18 protein-coding genes are annotated in these 17807 nt (G+C 61.7%); 9 read left to right on the top strand and 9 right to left on the bottom strand.

Annotated elements, in window-relative coordinates; all coding sequences use genetic code 11:
• Positions 1 to 752: 752 nt before the first annotated feature.
• Both CXZ05_RS21225 and CXZ05_RS21220 read left to right on the top strand, forming a co-directional pair.
• On the top strand, positions 753 to 929 hold the full coding sequence (locus CXZ05_RS21225) for a CsbD family protein (protein ID WP_102974441.1): 177 nt from the start codon (positions 753 to 755) through the stop codon (positions 927 to 929).
• A 466-nt stretch (positions 930 to 1395) separates the two neighbouring features.
• Positions 1396 to 1818 (top strand): hypothetical protein, encoded by a 423-nt coding sequence (locus CXZ05_RS21220; protein ID WP_102974440.1) that lies wholly within the window; start codon positions 1396 to 1398, stop codon positions 1816 to 1818.
• Between the two features lie 274 nt (positions 1819 to 2092).
• On the opposite strand, the gene CXZ05_RS21215 is transcribed toward CXZ05_RS21220, so the two are convergent.
• Complete coding sequence (locus CXZ05_RS21215) at positions 2093 to 2548, bottom strand: 6,7-dimethyl-8-ribityllumazine synthase (protein WP_102974439.1); 456 nt, start codon at positions 2546 to 2548, stop codon at positions 2093 to 2095.
• Positions 2549 to 2897: 349 nt separating this feature from the next.
• On the opposite strand from CXZ05_RS21215, the gene CXZ05_RS21210 reads away from it, so the two are divergent.
• Positions 2898 to 3710 carry an HAD family hydrolase gene (locus CXZ05_RS21210; RefSeq protein WP_180987486.1) on the top strand — a complete coding sequence of 271 codons (813 nt, stop codon included), beginning with the start codon at positions 2898 to 2900 and terminating at the stop codon, positions 3708 to 3710.
• 337 nt (positions 3711 to 4047) lie between these two features.
• On the opposite strand, the gene CXZ05_RS21205 is transcribed toward CXZ05_RS21210, so the two are convergent.
• From CXZ05_RS21205 to CXZ05_RS21195, 3 genes are read right to left on the bottom strand one after another with little or no spacing between them, the layout of a single operon-like run.
• A complete protein-coding gene (locus CXZ05_RS21205) occupies positions 4048 to 4986 on the bottom strand; it encodes a transketolase family protein (protein WP_102974437.1) in 939 nt (312 codons plus the stop codon).
• Complete coding sequence (locus CXZ05_RS21200) at positions 4983 to 5864, bottom strand: transketolase (protein ID WP_102974436.1); 882 nt, start codon at positions 5862 to 5864, stop codon at positions 4983 to 4985. Before CXZ05_RS21200 ends, CXZ05_RS21205 begins: the two co-directional genes overlap by 4 nt.
• Positions 5864 to 6304, bottom strand: coding sequence for an RpiB/LacA/LacB family sugar-phosphate isomerase (locus CXZ05_RS21195; protein WP_102974435.1), 441 nt, complete (start codon positions 6302 to 6304; stop codon positions 5864 to 5866). Before CXZ05_RS21195 ends, CXZ05_RS21200 begins: the two co-directional genes overlap by 1 nt.
• A gap of 230 nt (positions 6305 to 6534) precedes the next feature.
• Here CXZ05_RS21195 and CXZ05_RS21190 point away from each other — a divergent pair, with 230 nt between their 5' ends.
• The 6 genes from CXZ05_RS21190 to CXZ05_RS21165 all read left to right on the top strand — a co-directional run bounded on the left by CXZ05_RS21190 (position 6535) and on the right by CXZ05_RS21165 (position 11957).
• Entirely contained in the window at positions 6535 to 7185 is a 651-nt protein-coding gene (locus CXZ05_RS21190) for a GntR family transcriptional regulator (protein ID WP_102974434.1), read from the top strand.
• Entirely contained in the window at positions 7178 to 8698 is a 1521-nt protein-coding gene (locus tag CXZ05_RS21185; RefSeq protein WP_102974433.1) for an MmgE/PrpD family protein, read from the top strand. Before CXZ05_RS21190 ends, CXZ05_RS21185 begins: the two co-directional genes overlap by 8 nt.
• A 1-nt stretch (position 8699) precedes the next feature.
• Positions 8700 to 9605, top strand: coding sequence for a methylisocitrate lyase (gene prpB / locus CXZ05_RS21180; protein ID WP_102974432.1), 906 nt, complete (start codon positions 8700 to 8702; stop codon positions 9603 to 9605).
• Positions 9606 to 9643: 38 nt separating this feature from the next.
• Positions 9644 to 10786 carry a bifunctional 2-methylcitrate synthase/citrate synthase gene (locus CXZ05_RS21175; RefSeq protein ID WP_102974431.1) on the top strand — a complete coding sequence of 381 codons (1143 nt, stop codon included), beginning with the start codon at positions 9644 to 9646 and terminating at the stop codon, positions 10784 to 10786.
• A gap of 39 nt (positions 10787 to 10825) precedes the next feature.
• Positions 10826 to 11152 (top strand): hypothetical protein, encoded by a 327-nt coding sequence (locus CXZ05_RS21170; protein ID WP_146033133.1) that lies wholly within the window; start codon positions 10826 to 10828, stop codon positions 11150 to 11152.
• A 235-nt stretch (positions 11153 to 11387) separates the two neighbouring features.
• A complete protein-coding gene (locus CXZ05_RS21165; RefSeq protein ID WP_180987485.1) occupies positions 11388 to 11957 on the top strand; it encodes an adenylate kinase in 570 nt (189 codons plus the stop codon).
• Between the two features lie 406 nt (positions 11958 to 12363).
• On the opposite strand, the gene CXZ05_RS21160 is transcribed toward CXZ05_RS21165, so the two are convergent.
• The 5 genes from CXZ05_RS21160 to CXZ05_RS21140 form a co-directional block, all read right to left on the bottom strand.
• The gene (locus CXZ05_RS21160; RefSeq protein ID WP_102974428.1) at positions 12364 to 13245 is read right to left on the bottom strand and encodes an enoyl-CoA hydratase/isomerase family protein; all 882 of its coding nucleotides are present in this window, start codon (positions 13243 to 13245) and stop codon (positions 12364 to 12366) included.
• 832 nt (positions 13246 to 14077) lie between these two features.
• The gene (locus CXZ05_RS21155) at positions 14078 to 14470 is read right to left on the bottom strand and encodes a DUF779 domain-containing protein (RefSeq protein ID WP_102974427.1); all 393 of its coding nucleotides are present in this window, start codon (positions 14468 to 14470) and stop codon (positions 14078 to 14080) included.
• The gene (locus CXZ05_RS21150; RefSeq protein ID WP_102974426.1) at positions 14470 to 15993 is read right to left on the bottom strand and encodes an aldehyde dehydrogenase family protein; all 1524 of its coding nucleotides are present in this window, start codon (positions 15991 to 15993) and stop codon (positions 14470 to 14472) included. The genes CXZ05_RS21155 and CXZ05_RS21150 overlap by 1 nt, the downstream gene beginning before the upstream one ends.
• A gap of 144 nt (positions 15994 to 16137) precedes the next feature.
• A complete protein-coding gene (locus CXZ05_RS21145) occupies positions 16138 to 16932 on the bottom strand; it encodes an HAD-IA family hydrolase (RefSeq protein WP_102974425.1) in 795 nt (264 codons plus the stop codon).
• Entirely contained in the window at positions 16929 to 17801 is an 873-nt protein-coding gene (locus CXZ05_RS21140; RefSeq protein WP_102974424.1) for a class II fructose-bisphosphate aldolase, read from the bottom strand. Before CXZ05_RS21140 ends, CXZ05_RS21145 begins: the two co-directional genes overlap by 4 nt.
• Between the last annotated feature and the right edge of the window lie 6 nt (positions 17802 to 17807).

Here is a 17807-nt window from a genome sequence, read left to right as displayed (position 1 = left end):
TCCTTCGGCGCCAGCAGGTGTTCGACGACGGAGAATCCTCCTTCCGTTGCTCCTGCTTCGAGTATTGTCCGGGCAGTCATGGCGTCACCGAAACGGACCATGGGACCAATGTCGGCGCCGACGGGTCCGAATTTATCTGGGCTCATGGAGCAATGGTCCGCCTGGCCGGGCACTTCAATCAACGGTAAAGATAGATGCACGGCCAACAGTGGCAGGGAATCGTCGAACGTCGTTGCCCCGCCGTCAAGGCAATCTGTGGATGTACGCGGAGCCCTGCGAACGCAAACTGATCGACACGGAAGTTTAGATCAGCAGGTCCGAATGGGCATCCGTCGCGAACCACTTCATCGGAACCTCAGGGCAGCCAGGGGTCTCCGGTTGCAGCCCCCGCGCCCGGCCAAGTTGCAGTACAGCCCCTCACTTGCCGACCCAGTAGTTTTGCCGCAGCTGAACCGTGCGGCTTGACATAACGCCGATTATCGGCGTTCAAACAACGGGAGTAGAAGTAGCTGCGAGAGCTCCCGTTCCATGGTCGATCCGGTGGTTCCCCGGGTCATCCTGATGTGCGCCGATCAGCGCCAAAGCATAGGTGCCAGGCATCTAACGCACGTTTCCGCAGTAGCTATTCACTACGACAGTCAGGCCTTCCTAGGGTGCTGAGCAGCGGATTAGGACTTGAAAACAAGATTCTAAGCATGCTTATTATGTTCGTAGTCGAATGCGAACGGCTGCCAACCAGAGGAGGAAACACCATGGGATTGGGCGACAAGATTGAGAATGCCGCTGAGAAGGCCGGCGGCAAGGGCAAAGAGGCGGCAGGTGCCGCCACGGGCGATGAGAGCCTGCGGACCGAGGGCCAGGCCGATCAGGCCAAAGACGATTTGAAGCAGGCCGGCGAGAAGGTCAAGGACGCTTTCAAGAAGGACTAACCAAGCTGCAACGAAGGGCGCGCTCAGCGAACGCAGTGCGCCCTTTGTTATGCCCGGAAGAGCAAGCCGTTGAACGGGGCCCCTGCGCCGTACAGGGCGTAACGCAGGGGCTCCTAGACCCTCCAGCTCTTGGGGAAAGCTGGGTGCCTGCAGATAACCTATTCGGAGCGCCGGCACCGAAGCCGCCGTCACATCCGATTTCGATGATTCTTGAGCAAACCTTGAGCCCAACAGTGTGAAAGGGTTCCCTTGGATGTTCTTAACGCTGCTGCCGTTACCCGCTTCTTATGAGCACTGCACGGCGGATGCGCCCGCCTGTGAGTGGCTATGCGAGACCGGGTGTCATGATCGTCAACTCAATCAGTGGCGGGCAGCCCGTCGGGGCGATGGAACGCCGGTAACCCCTTGCGTGCGCGGTATTGGCGTTTCTCTTGACCCGTCGGTGACGTCAAGCTAGCTTGACTTCATGGATGGTGATGCAGGGTCGGTCGAGCAAGCTCTCAGCAGCGGTGATATCCACGAGTTGCTCAAAGTATGGGAAGACTTCAACCGCGGCGAAACCTGGCGCGAAATCTCTGCCACCGGCAGCGACCAGGCGCGGGCGGCTGCAGCACAGTTCCTTGCGGAGGTATCGGAAGTCGCAGCGCTGGAGGCGCTGCGCGCGAACGCGAAGGCCGTCGAGCTGCTGACAGGCAGGCGCTGGTATGTCATCAAATCCGCCCGTGAGGGTGGCGCGACGTGGGCCCAGATCGGAGAAGCGCTCGGGATCACGAAACAAGCCGCCCACGACTTCTACCGCCGCAAAATCGAAGAACAGGAGAAGTACCTTCCAGACCTTCACGACGCGGCAGCCGCGCGGGCAGTCCTGGAAGAAGGGAAGGAAGACTAGTAAAGGCTCCCGTATTCAGCCTCGCCTGCAGGTGGAGCATGATTAGTCGGACTACTCCCCTAGATTGACGGAATCACGGTTATGGGCGGTCCGAAAATAGGCAAAGTAGGGGAACGGCATAGCTACGTGTTGCTGGTGAGGCCGGTATAGCAAGGGTCCGGACTGAATTGGGAACGTTGTGCTGCATCTACCTCGCTAACCGGTAGGTCCGGAATTGGCCCCAGGACCCGACTGGGCACCGCATGCTGGAGGGATGGGGGTGAGTGGCAAGGGGTCAGGCCTGCAGGGAAGCCAACGTTGTGAGGGTTGACGCGACGGCGTCTGCCAGTTCCTCCCCCTTGGTTACGAAATGCCTGGAGAACTGATTGCGATGTTCTTCGTGCTCGTGAAAGTGGTGAGGGGTTAAGACGCCGGAAAATACCGGTGTATCCATTTCCAATTGCACTGTCATGAGGGCCTCCACGACGCTCTGCGCGACAAACTCATGGCGATAGATACCTCCGTCGACCACGAGGGCGGAAGTGGCGATACCGTCATACCGGCCAGACGCCGCAAGTCGTCGGACGAGTAGCGGAATTTCGAAGGCCCCGGGCACTCGGTAGACATCCACATTGACGACGCCGAGTTCCCTGAGGCGCGCCTGGAAGCTTTCGACGGCCCGGTCAACGATATCCGCGTGCCATTGCGCACTAACGATTGCTACGCGTGAAGAAATGGAGAGAGGTGACAAGAAAAATCCCTTTCTTTCGGAAGTCTTTGCAGGATTCTTTCAGATGGGGCACTGGCCCGGGTCTGATGGTAACTATACTTGATACATCTTGTATATACTGGCTAAGGATCGGGATAGCGCTTCCGCCGAGAACGAGCTCCCCGTCCCGCTCGCTGTAATAAGTGCTAAAGGGCTAGGCCCCAGATGTTGCATGAGCATGGATTGCGTTTCACGCTCAATGCCTTCACGGCGGTCCGGCCACAGGCCCAGAGTTCCTCGGACCAGCCGAGGGGCGGCCTAGTAACGGGCGTCGGCAGGGTGACGGTGAGAGGGTTTGAGGCTTATGGCACGGGCACTAGAAGGGATCGGGATGGAACTGGGACTGGATGCAATCCGGGCGGTTGCTGTGGACGTGGACGGCACATTGGCCAACACCGATCACGAGGTGTCGGAGCGCACCCTCAGGGCCCTGCGTGCGGTGCAAGACGCTGGCCTGCTGGTGGTGCTGGTTACCGGCCGCTCTCGGCAGAGCGCCCTGGGGATTGCCCATGGCGCGGGACTGCGAACGCCGCTGATCTGCTGTAATGGCGCACTTATCGTCGACCCTACGACCACCACAACCCTGCGCAAGGTCGCCCTCCCGGACGAGGAGGTCCAAGCGTTGCTGGACACGGCAGACGAGTTGGACCTGATGTCCACGTGGTGGAGCGCCGACGAAATTAATGTTTCCCGCGCTGGGGAGGGAGCGCGACTGCTGGAGCTCCTCAATGACCAGCCCATGGTGGTCGCCGACCCGGAGAATGTCCAATCCGGAACGGTGCTGAAGGCGATGGTGTACGGTACGACCGAAGAGCTGGACCGGGCGAAGGACTATCTCCTGTCGCGCCTACCGCGACTCAGCCGATCCATGGACCAGTTCTTCGAGCTCAGTCCCGCCACAGCCGGCAAGTGGCAGAGCTTGCAGTACGTGCTCGATGAGCACCGGATTTCCCCGAAGGATTGCCTCGGCTTCGGCGACGGGGGAAACGACGTCCCGTGGTTGCGGGAGATCGGACATCCGGTAGCCGTAGCGAACGCGCGCGAGGAGGTAAAAGCCGTTGCCCGGTACAGCACCGGGCACCATGGGGATGACGGCGTCGCAGCGTTCCTCGAACAACTCCTCAACACCGGATATGTAGCTTAAAAGAGCTCAACACCGGATATGTATCTTAAAAGAGCATGGGAAAGCGGTCCTCAGGCTGAATTGCCTGGGACCGCTTCCTTTTTCTGCCCGAGGAAGAGCCCTGGTTGGTGCTCTAGCGTGGCTTACCCACCTCACTGACGGGATTGTTGGTCTGTGCGGACGAGCCGACTGACCACTTCGGACCCGGATATGGGTCCGTCCATCAGCTCCACAATGCTGGCTTATTCGAGGCTGCGAAGGATGGCATCGATTGGCCTTCGGCATGCGGTGCCGAATTTCTCAGCGGTCTTCTTCGTGCCCACACCTCGGGCGATATATCGACAAACCGGTGGACGGGCTACCGAAGCAGCTCACTGAGCCGACTGTGCAGGGCAGGTGCGTCCAGTCTGTAATGCGACAGAAGTCCCGAGTACGTTCCGGTCGTGATGTGCTGATGCGGAAGCCCAATCGAGTCGTGCCGCACGCCTTGAGAGGAGATGCACTCGGAGACGGCGGCCGACAAGCCACCACGCACGTAGTGCTCTTCAATGGTGATCACGTGACCCGTCTTTGCCGCTGAAGAGAGGATGAGCTCGGCATCGATCGGTTCGACTGTAGGCATGCCGATCAGCTCAACATCCAAGCCGTCGTCGCGGAGTTGGGACACTGCTTTCATCACCTCTGCGGTCACCGGCCCGGTACTGACGATGGTTGCCCTGGTGCCCGCCGCTATCAGCCGGCCTTTGCCGATAACAAATGGCTCTTCAGGGAACAGGTTAGGGATGAGGGGGCCGCCGATTCGCATGTAGATAGGACCATCGTGTTCGAGCATGGCGGCGGAAGCAGCGCGGATCTCCCCGGGATCTTGAGGGGACAAAACGACGACGCCAGGCAACATGCGGATAATGGCGTAGTCCTCGAGGGAGTAGTGCGTGGGACCCAGGTCGGAGTACGTCATACCTCCATTGCGCCCCACGATCTTTACGTTCTGGCGCATGTAGGCGATGTCATTGCGGAATGCCTCGAAGTTGCGGCATGTTACGAAGGTTGCGATTGCTGCGAAGACTGGGATTTTTCCCGTCGATGCCAATCCCGATGCAACGCCGGTAACACCGTGTTCCTGAATACCGAACTCGAGGTAGCGCTCCGGGTACTCACGCATAAAGGTCCCGAAGCCTGACGAGTTGCCACTGTCGGCTGAAAGCACGACGACCCGGGGGTCGCTTGCAGCGAAGGAGGTGACGGCTTCACCGAAAGTCTTGCGGGGGTCGATAAGTTCTTCAGTGAGGGAAGTCATTTCGTGCCTCTGCTCGTGAACATAAGTTCGTCGGATCTGGCCTTGATTTTCTGCACGAGGGTATTCGTGAGCTCAACATGCGCTTCGAGAAGCGCCTCGGCATCCGGCTTCCAATAGTGCGATTGGGCGGTGTCTTCGAGAGCGCTAATCCCTTTAGCCTTAATCGTGCGTGCAACGATCGCGGTAGGCCGGCCTTGTATGAGCGGTGCAGACCGAAGGGTGTCCGTCACCTCAGACATGTTATTGCCGTCGATAGTTGTCACGGCCCAGCCGAATGCCTCGAACTTGTCGGCGATCGGTTCCATGTTCATGACGTTGGTCGTGCGTCCGCTGATTTGAAGGTCGTTGACGTCAATGACGGCTATGAGGTTGTCGAGACCGTGGTGCGCGGCAATCGAGGCACCCTCCCAATTCGACCCTTCCGGCAGCTCGCCGTCACCCAGGATTGTGAACACTCGGGACGCCGTCCCATCCATGCGCAGGCCAAGAGCCATTCCCGCCGCGATTGCTAGGCCGTGGCCCAGAGCGCCGGTGTTGGCTTCGATGCCAGATACCTTATGCATGTCTGGGTGGCCGGCAAATTTACTGTCAAGCCCGCCATACGTGTCGAGGAGGTCTTCCGGGAAGTACCCTCGTCTAGCCAACACTGCGTACTGAGCCATTGCCTTGTGGCCCGCCGACAGGAGAAACCGATCGCGAGTTCCATCATTGGGACTGCGCGGGTCTATGCGCAGGATGTCGAAGTAGAGCGCGGTGACAATATCGATGCACGACAACGCGCCTCCGACGTGACCGGATCTGCCCGCTTGAAGCATTCGAAGGACGAGCAGCCGCGCTCGAGCAGCCTCGATTTCTAAAGCCAGGACGTCTGCGCTCATTAGTAGGCCCGATTCTCGATGCGTTGGAGCTCATCGAGTTTCGGCGTGCTCCGCTCGGATGGCTGGTATGTGTTTTCGAGGTAATCGTGGAGCAGTCGTTTGGCTGATTCGGGGCCAGTGATTTGCGCGCCCAAGGCGATCATGTTCGCGTTGTTGCTGAGCTGGGCTCGTACTGCCTGATAGGCGTCGGTGAGCAGAGCGCAGTAGGCGCCTTTGACCTTGTTGGCCGAGATTGAAACTCCAATTCCCGTTCCGCACATCACAACGCCACGGTCTACTTCTCCCCCAGCAACCCCCTCCGCAACGTTTACGGCCGTCCGCGGGTAAAGCGGGTCCTCGGAACCGTAATCGCGTACTTCGTGGCCCAGTTCGACGGCGTACTGCATCAGCACCGTCTTCAGGGCGCTTGCATTAGGGTCGCATCCGAATCCGACAAGCATGATTTCCTCGCATTTTCGTAGAAGGGACTAATCGATAGGTCCGGTCCTCGAAACCCAGCATAGGAGCCTAAGCTGTACTTGTCTATACCGCACCATACATAGCTAGACGGGCTGCTCATTCGCCGTGGGCGGTTCTATGCTCCGCGGGGCCATGTATACAGTACATCGTCGTTTCGGGCATTTATCCGTAAGACGTGGCGCTTTTTCCCATTTCTGTATACATTGGAGGCATGCGAGCCAGTGAGAAGGCGTACACCGCCCTTCGTGAAGACATTGTCGAGTGGCGTCTTCTGCCGGGTACCGTCTTGGCGGAAGTAGAGCAGTCGGAGCGGTTGGGAGTCTCCCGAACTCCCCTCCGGGAAGCTCTCGGGCGGCTCAGTGCAGAGGGTCTGACGCGTGTGGCAGGGGGCCGTGGTGTCGTAGTTTCTGATATTTCTTTGGAGGACATCGATGAGTTGTTCGAGCTTCGCGAGACCCTCGAATGCAGGGCGGCAGCTTTGGCGGCTGAGCGTGGCGACAACAGCACCTTTGTCCGCCTGCTGGCCGAGCTTCGCGAGGCCCCAAGTCTTCTCGGCGGCTCGGACCCCGCCCGCCACGACTATTACGCCTTAGTCAGCAAGCTGGATGAGGCGATTGATTCAGCCATATCCAACTCTTATCTGGCACAAGCGATGCGAAGCCTGCGGGTGCACCTGGTGCGGGTACGTAGGCTTGCCGCCGACGATGCCGCCCGGCTCAACGCTGCAGCCGCAGAACATGCGGCGATTGCCGAAGCCATCGCCGCAGGCAATCCGCGGCTCGCCGAAGCCGCCACTACGGTGCACCTGCACCGCAGTCTTTCTCATCTCAAGGCCACCCACCGAAAGGAACCCCATGGTTAAGGAACACCACGTCCGCGTGTACAAAAGCGAGGAGAACCTGCCGCGCGAGGACCAGCTGGCCCACAAGATCGCAGTAGTGGCCGCCGATCCCGTCGGCGTGACGGACGACGTTACGGAGATGGTGATCAACCGGATCATCGACAACGCGTCCGTCGCCATCGCGTCACTGAACCGTGCTCCGATCGTCGCCGCGCGGGCGCAGGCCCTCACCCACGGTCCCTCCACCGGCGGCAAGGGCGCCAAGGTGTTCGGGATCGGTGAACGCGTCTCCCCCGAGTGGGCGGCGTGGGCGAACGGTGTGGCGGTGCGCGAGCTGGATTACCACGACACCTTCCTCGCGGCGGACTACTCGCACCCTGGCGACAATATTCCGCCGATCCTCGCGGTCGCCCAGCATGTGGGTTCCAGTGGCAAGGATCTGATCCGGGGTATCGCCACCGGCTATGAGATTCAGGTGAACCTGGTGAAGGCGATCTGCCTGCACAAGCACAAGATCGACCACGTGGCCCACCTGGGTCCCGCCGCGGCGGCCGGCATCGGCACCCTGCTCGGACTCGACGTTGAGACCATCTTCCAGTCCGTGGGCCAGGCCCTGCACACCACGACGGCCACCCGCCAGTCCCGCAAGGGCGAGATCTCCACGTGGAAGGCGCACGCCCCGGCCTTCGCCGGCAAGATGGCCGTGGAGGCCGTGGACAGGTCCATGCGCGGACAGACCTCCCCCGTCCCGATCTATGAAGGCGAGGACGGCGTCATCGCCTGGCTGCTGGACGGCCCGGACGCCTCCTACGAGGTCCCGCTGCCGACACCGGGCGAGGCCAAGCGCGCCATCCTGGACACCTACACCAAGGAACACTCCGCCGAATACCAGGCCCAGGCCTGGATCGACCTCGCCCGCAAGCTCCACGGTGAGTACCCCGAACTGAAAGACCCCGCCAACGTACAGTCTGTGCTGATCAAGACGAGCCACCACACCCACTATGTGATCGGCTCCGGCGCCGACGACCCGCAAAAGTACAGCCCCAGCGCGAGCCGGGAAACCCTGGACCACTCCATCCCCTACATCTTTACCGTCGCCTTGCAGGACGGGGCCTGGCACCACGTGGACTCCTACTCCCCCGAGCGCGCCGCAAGGCCCGACACGGTGGAGCTGTGGCAGAAGGTGTCCACGGTGGAGGACCCGGAATGGACCCGCCGCTACCACTCGCTGGACATCTCTGAGAAGGCCTTCGGCGGTTCCGTGGAAATCACCCTCACCGACGGCACCGTCATCACCGATGAGATCGCCGTCGCCGACGCCCACCCCCTCGGCGCCCGCCCGTTCACCCGCGACCAGTACGTCAACAAGTTCCGCACCCTCGCCGCCGGGCTCGTGGAGGAGGCCGAAATCGAAAGGTTCCTCTCCGCCGTCGAACGCCTCCCCGAACTCGCCGCCGGCGAGCTGGACCAGCTGAACATCACCGCCGCCCCCGGCGTGATCGACCTGGGTGCGGCGCCGAAGGGGCTGTTCTAGAGTGCTGTATTCCAAGACCACTCCCGAGCAGAAGCGGCTCCGGTTCCGCGAGCTCCTCGCCTCCGGGACCATCGCCCAGTTCCCGGGCGCGTTCAACCCGCTCTCGGCCCGGCTGATCGAGGAGAAGGGCTTCGCCGGGGTGTACATCTCCGGCGCCGTCCTCGCCAACGACCTCGGCCTGCCCGACATCGGCCTCACCACGCTCACCGAGGTCGCCACCCGGGCAGGACAGATCGCCCGCATGACCGACCTGCCCGCCATCGTGGACGCGGACACCGGCTTCGGCGAGCCGATGAACGTGGCCCGCAGCGTGCAGGAACTGGAAAACGCCGGACTCGCCGGCTGCCATATCGAAGACCAGTTCAACCCCAAACGCTGCGGCCACCTCGACGGCAAGAACGTCGTGGGCCTGGACACCGCCACCAAGCGCATTAGGGCCGCGGCCGATGCGCGGCGGGACCCAAACTTCCTCATCATGGCACGCACCGACATCCGCGCCACCGACGGGCTCAACGCTGCAAAGGACAGGGCTAAGGCACTGGTCGAGGCCGGTGCCGATGCCATCTTCCCCGAGGCCATGCGTGACCTGCACGAGTTCCGGGCCATCCGTGACGCCGTGGACGTGCCGATCCTGGCCAACATGACCGAGTTCGGCAAGAGCGATTTGTTCACTGTGAAGGAACTGCAGGCTGTCGGCGTGAACATGGTGATCTACCCCGTGACCCTGCTCCGTAGTGCCATGGGCGCGGCCGAACGCGTGCTGGACACTTTAAGGCTTGAGGGCACCCAAGAAGCGCAGGTTGGGACCATGCTGACCCGTGTGCGGCTGTATGACCTCGTGGACTACGAGGCCTACAACCGCTTCGACAGCGGGGTTTTCAACTTTCAGATCCCCGGCAGCCGCTAAGGAACTTCAACATCAGCAGGCCAAGACAAGGACCAGACATGAATACCCAAACTCTAGAAGTCCGCAAGGGCCTCGCCGGCGTCGTGGTGGATTACACCGCCGTATCCAAGGTCAACCCCGACACAAACTCGCTGCTGTACCGGGGCTATCCGGTCCAGGAACTGGCAGCGCGGTGCAGCTTCGAGGAAGTCGCCTACCTGCTCTGGAACGGAGAGCTGCCCAACGCTGAGGAACTGGCCGCCTTTACCCAGCGGGAGCGGGCAGGTCGCGCCCTGGATCCCGCGGTGAAACAGGTGGTGGACGCTCTGCCCGTCACAGCCCACCCGATGGACGTCTGCAGGACAGCAGCCTCGGTCATGGGCGCGCGGCACGAACTGGCCGAGGATTCCTCCCGCGAGGCCAACATGGCCAAGGCGGTGGACCTGTTCGCAGCCATGCCCGCCGTCGTGGCTTACGACCAGCGCCGCCGGCGTGGCCAGGATCTGGTGGAGCCGCGCGAGGACTTGGGCTACTCCGCCAACTTCCTGTGGATGTCCTTCGGCGAGGACCCCGCGGAAGAGGTGGTTGACGCTTTCAACGTCTCGATGATCCTCTACGCGGAGCACTCCTTCAACGCCTCCACCTTCACGGCTCGAGTGGTGACCTCCACCTTGTCTGATCTTCATTCAGCCGTGACTGCTGCCATTGGTGCACTGAAGGGACCCCTCCATGGAGGCGCCAATGAAGCCGTCATGCACACCTTCGATGAGATCGGCATCCGGCCCGAGGAATCCTTGGAGGGCGCTGCGGCACGCGCCAGGGCCTGGATGGAGGATGCCCTGGCCAACAAGAAGAAGGTCATGGGCTTCGGGCACCGCGTCTACAAGCACGGCGACTCCCGCGTGCCCACCATGAAGGCTGCCCTGGACAAGATGATCGCCCACTACGGCCGCCCTGAACTGCTGGGACTCTACAAGGGGCTCGAAGCCGCGATGGACGAGGCCAAGGGCATCAAACCGAACCTCGACTACCCGGCCGGGCCCACCTACCACCTCATGGGCTTCGACACGCAGATGTTCACCCCCATCTTCGTGGCCAGCCGCATCACCGGCTGGACCGCCCACATCATGGAGCAGGCCGCATCTAACTCCCTTATCCGCCCTCTGAGCGCCTACAGCGGGGTGGATCAGCGGTCCCTCTAGCCGGCGCCATGCCGGCCCGGAGCTGCGGTGAGGCGCCAGATGATCACCCGGATCATCAACTATCGCAACGTTCTCGGCGCCTCACCGCTTCATCCGCCAATATTTTTCATCGTTACTGGAACCGACAGGAAAGCCTTGGATCTTCACGTGCAGCCACACTGGCGGCGCCTTTTAGGGCAGCATGTGGAAGTCCGCCGTGACGGTGAGATCGTCCGAACGGGGACGGTCGAGGATGTTATGTCGGACAATTCCATACTTTGGATCTCAGCTGCTGGGTCATGCCCGCGCGAAATGTTGGGATATCAGGTCTACGCCGCTACCTATGAGCTCCACCACCGGTCCCCTTACGATGCGGCCAGCGACTGATGGCAACACATCACCCGACGGCCTGCCGGCCGCATTCGTGACCTGGACCGGTAGCGATGCATGTCTGCAATCAGCTTTGGTCATGAAAAGGCCTGCGGGACCCAGCAGACAACCACGTTTGGCAAGCGACCCAGGAACACCTCTGATCTGATCAGGCAGCTTGCCGGGAAAACACTAAGCAAACGACGCGCATCTACCCCAAGCGTCACTACGAAGGGCTATTACGATGACCAGAATGTTGATTATCGGACCTCCGGGTTCCGGCAAGGGTACGCAGGCGGAACGCATCTCGGAGCGCCTCGGCGTCGTTGCGATCTCCACCGGCGACATCTTCCGGGCCAACGTTACAGGCGAGACCCCGCTGGGTATCGAAGCCAAGGAGTACATGGATGCCGGAGACTTCGTTCCGGACACCGTGACCAACAAGATGGTCAGCGACCGTCTCAGCGAGGCCGACGTTGAGGACGGCTTCCTGCTGGACGGCTACCCCCGCACCACGGCGCAGGTTGACTACTTGGATCAGATCCTGGCCAACCGTGACCAGAAGCTCGATGTCGTCCTCCAGCTCACCGCGGACGACGAGGAACTGGTCGCCCGGCTTCTGGGCCGTGCGGAGGAAACCGGCCGCAGCGACGACAACGAGGCCGTCATCCGCCACCGACTGGACCTGTACCACGAGCAGACCGAAGCGGTTGTGGCCAAGTATGCCGAGCGGGGCATCCTGTCCCAGGTAGACGGCATCGGCCGGATCAGCGAGGTCACCGACCGCGTCATGCTGGCCGTCAAGGAGAAGCAGGCAGCCTGAGCGGAGCACGGGAGGCAGCGCCCCGCAGGTGGCGCAGCCTCCGATTAATAGCTTGTTTGCACCGGCTGGTCTACGGTTTGCTTGCGGCGATTGGTTGTTGATGAAGCCTGGCTAGCCGTTGCAGGATCCATCCGTGCCTGGGTTGGGCCATGAGCACGCCCTAATGCTCGTACCTGCGCTCAGCGGCCATCAGGGACTGGTTCCGCCCGCTGACTCGCGCTCCTTCCGGCCCAGCTGCCGGGGGGGTGGCTACGTTTGAATGTCTTATTTTCGGGCAGGTGAGGTGCGTTGCTGCTGCCTGGGCCCAATAAAGGGACCCGGCACAACGCCGCCGGGTACAAGGTCAGATTCTGTTTGCTCTGCCCGTTCCGAGATCGATGGTCAGCGGCTAGTGCTTGGACCGTTTTCAACGTGCACCGCGATACCTCTCTGTGGGGGCAGACCATTCGAATGCAGGAGGCTCTTTATTAATGAAGGCGCGAATACCTATTAAGGCATCCGGGCTCTGCCGCTGCTGGTCCTGCCAGTAGACACTGCGGTCAATGACCTCAGTTCCACCGGAGGCAATCGCGTCCACAAGATCCTTGTGGGCTTGGGCCGAGAGTTGGGAGCGGTTCGCCAGTTTTTCGGCAAGGACGCGAACCTGATCGTGAAGATGGGCCGGGGCAACCACCTTGGATACGAGACCGAACACGAGAGCTTCCTCAGCGGAAATCAAGTTTCCACTGAGGAGCAGATACTTGGCCCGTCCCGCCCCTGCCAACTCCACCAGACGTCGAATACCGGAGGTTGGATACACTATCCCGATCTTGCCGGCCGTAATGCCAATGGATGCCCTGGATGAAGCGATCCTGATATCGCAGGCTCCCGCGAGCTCCCATCCCCCTCCAACGCAGTAGCCGTCAATCGCTGCAACTGTCGGCTTTGTAGCTGATGCCAATGCCTCCTCAGCGCCGGTAACGTCGCCGCCATTTCTGGTCGACTCGTTGCCAATGACCGCTTGCAGGTCAGGTAAATTGACGCCCGCAGAGAAGTGCGTCCCGGCACCCCGGACGACGATTACCTTGATTTGTTTATCGGCGTCTAACTGCTCGACAGCGGCTCCGAAATGGCGCCACATGGCCTTGGAGAGAGCATTGCGGCGGCTGGGGTTGTCAATGACAAGCTCACCGACGGCTCCACTGCGCTCTATCCGCAAGCGTCCGGGAGGACTGGCTCGGGACTCGCCCGGATTATCAGCGCTATGACCTGACCTGTTTCCGACCATGATTCGCGGTGCTCCCTCCATGGGCTCCTCGAGTTGCTTCGACGACCAAGTCTTGTCTACACGTCCGTGGCTGTTTTACCCGTTACTGGCTGTCACTCCCCTTCGCTGGGCGCTGACCAGGCTAGTGGACAACGGCCCTGCAATTGCGCAGCAGGTGCGCTTGGTCAGGACAGAACTGAACTCCGGAAAGGACGGTGAATTCATGGCCAGATTCCATGCCGTCTTCGACTGGTCGTCGGCTTTCGTTATGAACACCGCCAGGCTATCGAGGCGTGTTGGCTTGGTTCGTCACCCGCCTTGGATGTGAGGATGCCCCGGATTTCGGCCATCCCCTTAAGCGAATCCAATGCTCTTTCACCTGCTCGATGACCATCAGGTGTCCGAAGTCATCCTCGGCGTAGACGCGGATGCCCCCGTAGGGTCCGCACGGCAGCCGACAGCAGCCCCGTGTTGTCGTAGTGGCGGATTATCCGCCGGGAGAGTGCCGTCCTGGCCGCCGATGTGCATCCTTCTGATGCCCTCTGTTGTCATCCGGGCGGGCTCCTGTTCCGGGGTTCAGGCCAGCCATTACGTCGGTCAAAGTTCAGATGAATGGCTGCAGGGCACCAACTCCATCGGAGGTGGCGCCCTGCAGCGCTACCACCACGCCTCGTCACCCCAGGGAATACGCCGGTCCAGCATTCAACGGCGCCAGATACTGACAGGGCCGCTAAGCGGCTCTCCTTATCCAAACGCGGCCCGGTACTGGCCTCGGACATTGCGCATGAACTGGCCTCGTCGGAGCGCCTCCCGTGCTACCGGCCGCTGTCCTCGTGCCCGCCAAACGATTCCATCACTATCGCAGCGGCATCCGTCACGGGATATTCAGGATTTCGCTGCGAAGCAGGAAACGCTTGCCTTCGGGAGCCTCGAGGGAGAATCCGGCCCCGCGGCCGGGAACCACATCCACCGATAGGTGGGTGTGGGACCAGTAGGCAAACTGCTCCTGCGACATCCAGAATCCGAGCTCCCCGCGCCCGGGCAGCTCGAAGACCCCGAGGAGCATGTCGGCCTCCGATGTCAGGAATTCCCCCGCCGGGTAGCACATGGGCGCGGAGCCGTCGCAGCAGCCGCCGGACTGGTGGAACATGAGCGGGCCATGTCGCTCCCACAGAAGGTCCAGGAGCTCTACGGCCTGCGGGGTCAGTGCGACCCGGGAGAAATCTTCTCCCGGGCGCACCGGCCGCGCCTGCAGTCCGACATTCATTAGAAGAAGCCGAGCTTGTTTTCGTTGTAGCTGACCAGCAGGTTCTTGGTCTGCTGGTAGTGATCCAGCATCATGGCGTGGTTCTCACGGCCGATGCCGGAGGACTTGTAGCCGCCGAACGCGGCACCGGCCGGGTACGCGTGGTAGTTATTGACCCAGACGCGGCCGGCCTGGATCTCGCGGCCTGCCCGGTACGCGACGTTGCCGTTGCGGGACCAGACGCCGGCGCCGAGGCCGTAGAGCGTGTCGTTGGCGATGCCCACGGCGTCGTTGTAGTCGCTGAATTTCGCCACCGAGACCACCGGCCCGAAGATCTCTTCCTGGAAGATCCGCATCTTGTTGTGGCCTTCGAAGACTGTGGGCTGAACGTAGTAACCGCCGGCCAGGTCGCCGGGCAGCTGCGCCCGGCTGCCGCCGGTGAGCACCTTGGCGCCCTCCTGCTTTCCGACGTCGATGTAGGACAGGATCTTCTCGAGCTGGTCGTTAGAAGCCTGGGCACCGACCTGCGTGTCGGTGTCCAGCGGGTTGCCCTGGACCATCTTCTCCACCCGTGCCACGGCGTCGGCCATGAAGGCGTCGTAAATGTCCTCTTGAACAAGCGCACGGGACGGGCAGGTGCACACCTCACCCTGGTTGAAGGCGAACAGCGCGAAGCCTTCCTGGGCCTTGTCGTAGAACGCGTCGTTGTTCTGGGCGACGTCGTTGAAGAAAATGTTCGGGCTCTTGCCACCGAGTTCCAAGGTGACGGGAATGAGGTTCTGGCTGGCGTACTGGCTGATCAGCCGGCCCGTGGTGGTCTCCCCAGTGAAGGCGATCTTGCGGATCCGCGGGCTGGAAGCCAGCGGTTTGCCGGCCTCCACGCCGAATCCGTTGACTACGTTCAGCACGCCGGCGGGCAGCAGGTCACCGATGAGTTCCATCAGGACCAGGATGGAGCTCGGAGTCTGCTCGGCGGGCTTGAGGACGACGGCGTTGCCGGCGGCGAGTGCTGGAGCGAGCTTCCAGACGGCCATCAGGATGGGGAAGTTCCAGGGGATGATCTGACCGACGACGCCGAGCGGCTCGTGGAAGTGGTAGGCGGTGGTGTCGTCGTCGAGCTGGGACAGGCGCCCTTCCTGAGCGCGGACGACGGAGGCGAAGTAGCGGAAGTGGTCCGCCGCGAGCGGGATGTCTGCGTTCAGGGTTTCGCGGACGGGCTTGCCGTTGTCCCACGATTCGGCAACGGCGAGCATCTCAAGGTTCTCGTCGATGCGGTCGGCGATCTTGTTCAGGATGGCAGCGCGCTCGGCCACTGAGGTCTTGCCCCAAGACGGCGCAATCTTGTGCGCGGCATCCAGTGCCAGCTCGATGTCCTCGGCTGTGCCGCGCGCCACCTCGCAGAAGGCCTTGCCCGTCACGGGAGTGATGTTTTCGAAGTACTGGCCCTTGACCGGGGCCACCCACTCGCCGCCGATCCAGTTCTCGTAGCGGTCTTTGAAGGTGACCTTCGCTCCCTCGGTCCCTGGCTGTGCATAAACAGTCATTACTAGCTCCTCTGTATATTGGCCCGGTGGTACCGAACCCTGCCGGGGTTCCCGGCTGGTACGTTGTGCGGATTCGTCTTTCCGATGATGCTTTTACTGCCCGGTTGGAGGTTCTAGCCCTCTCCGCTGCAGCTACCGCCCAAGTCAGCGGGCAGCCAGGGCTTCGTTTGGCTGGGGCAGCAACGCCTCGATGCCGGAAAGGTCAACGACACCCTGTGAGTTGCGGATATCCTGTCCGCTGACCAACCGAGCGGGAGCGTCGTAGTCCCCAAGGTCTGAGACCACGGCAGACGCATGTGGGAACGGATCGTTGGTGGTGAAGTGGCTGAGGGTGACGATGTGCCGCAGGCCCGCCCGTGCTGCGGCGGCCGCGCCTGCCTCCGAATCCTCAACGACGACGGCTTCGTCCGTCGACCGGCCCAACTCGCGGAGGGCCAGCAGATAGATGTCAGGCGCAGGCTTTTTGGCACTGACGATGTCGCCGGCGAAAACACCGCTGACGCGCTTAGTGTTGTTGGCTCCGATGACAGAGCTCAGGACCGCTTGCACGCTGCGGGAAGCGGACGTTGACGCTACTGCGACCTGCCAACCGGCGTCGAGCGCTTCGGTGATGAGGCGGCGCACCCCGGGACGGGCGGGCAGTGCCCCGCCTTCAACCAGATCGACGTACAGCTGGCTCTTGAGCTTGTGTACGGCGGCGATCACGTCCAACACCTGCCCCTCGGCACCGAGGTCGAACTCCGGGTGGGCGGCCAGGTAGGCGGCGAGCCTTTCCTTGCCTCCGCCGATTTTCAGCAGTCCGGCATATTCTTCGGCGCTCCAGCGGAACGGGAGGCCGAGCTGGGCAAACGCCTGGTTGAAGGCGACGAGGTGGCCGTCGCGCTCGGTGTCGGCCAAGACGCCGTCGCAGTCGAAGATCAGAGCTCGTGTTGCGCTCATGCGGCCACTCCCAGGGCCTTGCCTTTGCTGCCGAACAGTTCAATGTGTTCGATAACCATGACCTTTACGGCCTCCGCAACATCGTCGATAAGCTTGATCGGTTCCCATTTGTCCTTACGCTCCGCCTCGGCGAGGTGGGCGCGCGCGGAGTGCATGTAAGCCAGCTTGAGCGCGGTGGAAATGTTGATCTTTGACACGCCGGCACCAATAAATTGGTTGAAGTCCGACTCCGTCAGGCCAGTACCCCCGTGAAGTACGACAGGCCGGTCCGTTAGGGCACGCAGCTCTTTCGCCCGGTCGAACCGCAGCACCGGGGACGCCTTGTACAGTCCGTGAGCGGTGCCCAGTTGCGGCGCCAACATATCAGCACCCGTCTGCGCTGCGGCATCTGCTAATTGTGCAATCGTGTAGGAGTGCACCGCCTCGTCGGAGCCGACACCGTCCTCGACGCCGATGATGTTTTCTATCTCGGACTCAACGGCCACACCTTCCGCGTGGGCCTCGGCTACGACCTGGGCTGTTTCTTCCAACGCGGATTCCAGGTCACGGTCGGAAGCGTCAAAGAGGACGGAACTCCATCCGTGGCGGATTGCTTCGGTGATCACAGCCCTGTCCGGGCAGTGGTCTAGGTGCAGTGCAACCGGCACAGTTGCGGAATGCCCAACACTGTGGACGATTGCTGACAGCAATTCAGCGCCGACGCTTTTGAGCGTCTTGACAGAGGTCTGCAGAATCACCGGCGATTGAGTGGCCTCTGCGGCCGCAACTACTGCGCGGATGGACAGGTCATCGACGATGTTCACTGCAGGGACGGCGTAGCCGCGGCTGTGGGCCGCTCTAACGAGGTCGAGGGTGGAAGCTATAGGCATGAGAAA

The sequence above is a fragment of the Arthrobacter sp. AFG20 genome (genome assembly GCF_002892795.1).
Classification (GTDB): Bacteria; Actinomycetota; Actinomycetes; order Actinomycetales; family Micrococcaceae; genus Arthrobacter.
Note: the sequence above shows the minus strand (reverse complement) of the source record. Positions and strands in the feature narration are given on the sequence as shown.

Coding starts and splice junctions, on each gene's coding strand:
- CXZ05_RS21140 (WP_102974424.1), bottom strand. CDS start 17,801: ATGCCTATAGCTTCCACCCTCGACCTCGTTAGAGCGGCCCACAGCCGC.
- CXZ05_RS21145 (WP_102974425.1), bottom strand. CDS start 16,932: ATGAGCGCAACACGAGCTCTGATCTTCGACTGCGACGGCGTCTTGGCC.
- CXZ05_RS21170 (WP_146033133.1), top strand. CDS start 10,826: ATGATCACCCGGATCATCAACTATCGCAACGTTCTCGGCGCCTCACCG.
- CXZ05_RS21225 (WP_102974441.1), top strand. CDS start 753: ATGGGATTGGGCGACAAGATTGAGAATGCCGCTGAGAAGGCCGGCGGC.
- CXZ05_RS21185 (WP_102974433.1), top strand. CDS start 7,178: ATGGTTAAGGAACACCACGTCCGCGTGTACAAAAGCGAGGAGAACCTG.
- CXZ05_RS21200 (WP_102974436.1), bottom strand. CDS start 5,864: ATGAGCGCAGACGTCCTGGCTTTAGAAATCGAGGCTGCTCGAGCGCGG.
- CXZ05_RS21205 (WP_102974437.1), bottom strand. CDS start 4,986: ATGACTTCCCTCACTGAAGAACTTATCGACCCCCGCAAGACTTTCGGT.
- CXZ05_RS21195 (WP_102974435.1), bottom strand. CDS start 6,304: ATGCTTGTCGGATTCGGATGCGACCCTAATGCAAGCGCCCTGAAGACG.
- CXZ05_RS21165 (WP_180987485.1), top strand. CDS start 11,388: ATGTTGATTATCGGACCTCCGGGTTCCGGCAAGGGTACGCAGGCGGAA.
- CXZ05_RS21220 (WP_102974440.1), top strand. CDS start 1,396: ATGGATGGTGATGCAGGGTCGGTCGAGCAAGCTCTCAGCAGCGGTGAT.
- CXZ05_RS21210 (WP_180987486.1), top strand. CDS start 2,898: ATGGAACTGGGACTGGATGCAATCCGGGCGGTTGCTGTGGACGTGGAC.
- CXZ05_RS21150 (WP_102974426.1), bottom strand. CDS start 15,993: ATGACTGTTTATGCACAGCCAGGGACCGAGGGAGCGAAGGTCACCTTC.
- CXZ05_RS21190 (WP_102974434.1), top strand. CDS start 6,535: ATGCGAGCCAGTGAGAAGGCGTACACCGCCCTTCGTGAAGACATTGTC.
- CXZ05_RS21155 (WP_102974427.1), bottom strand. CDS start 14,470: ATGAATGTCGGACTGCAGGCGCGGCCGGTGCGCCCGGGAGAAGATTTC.
- CXZ05_RS21160 (WP_102974428.1), bottom strand. CDS start 13,245: ATGGAGGGAGCACCGCGAATCATGGTCGGAAACAGGTCAGGTCATAGC.
- CXZ05_RS21175 (WP_102974431.1), top strand. CDS start 9,644: ATGAATACCCAAACTCTAGAAGTCCGCAAGGGCCTCGCCGGCGTCGTG.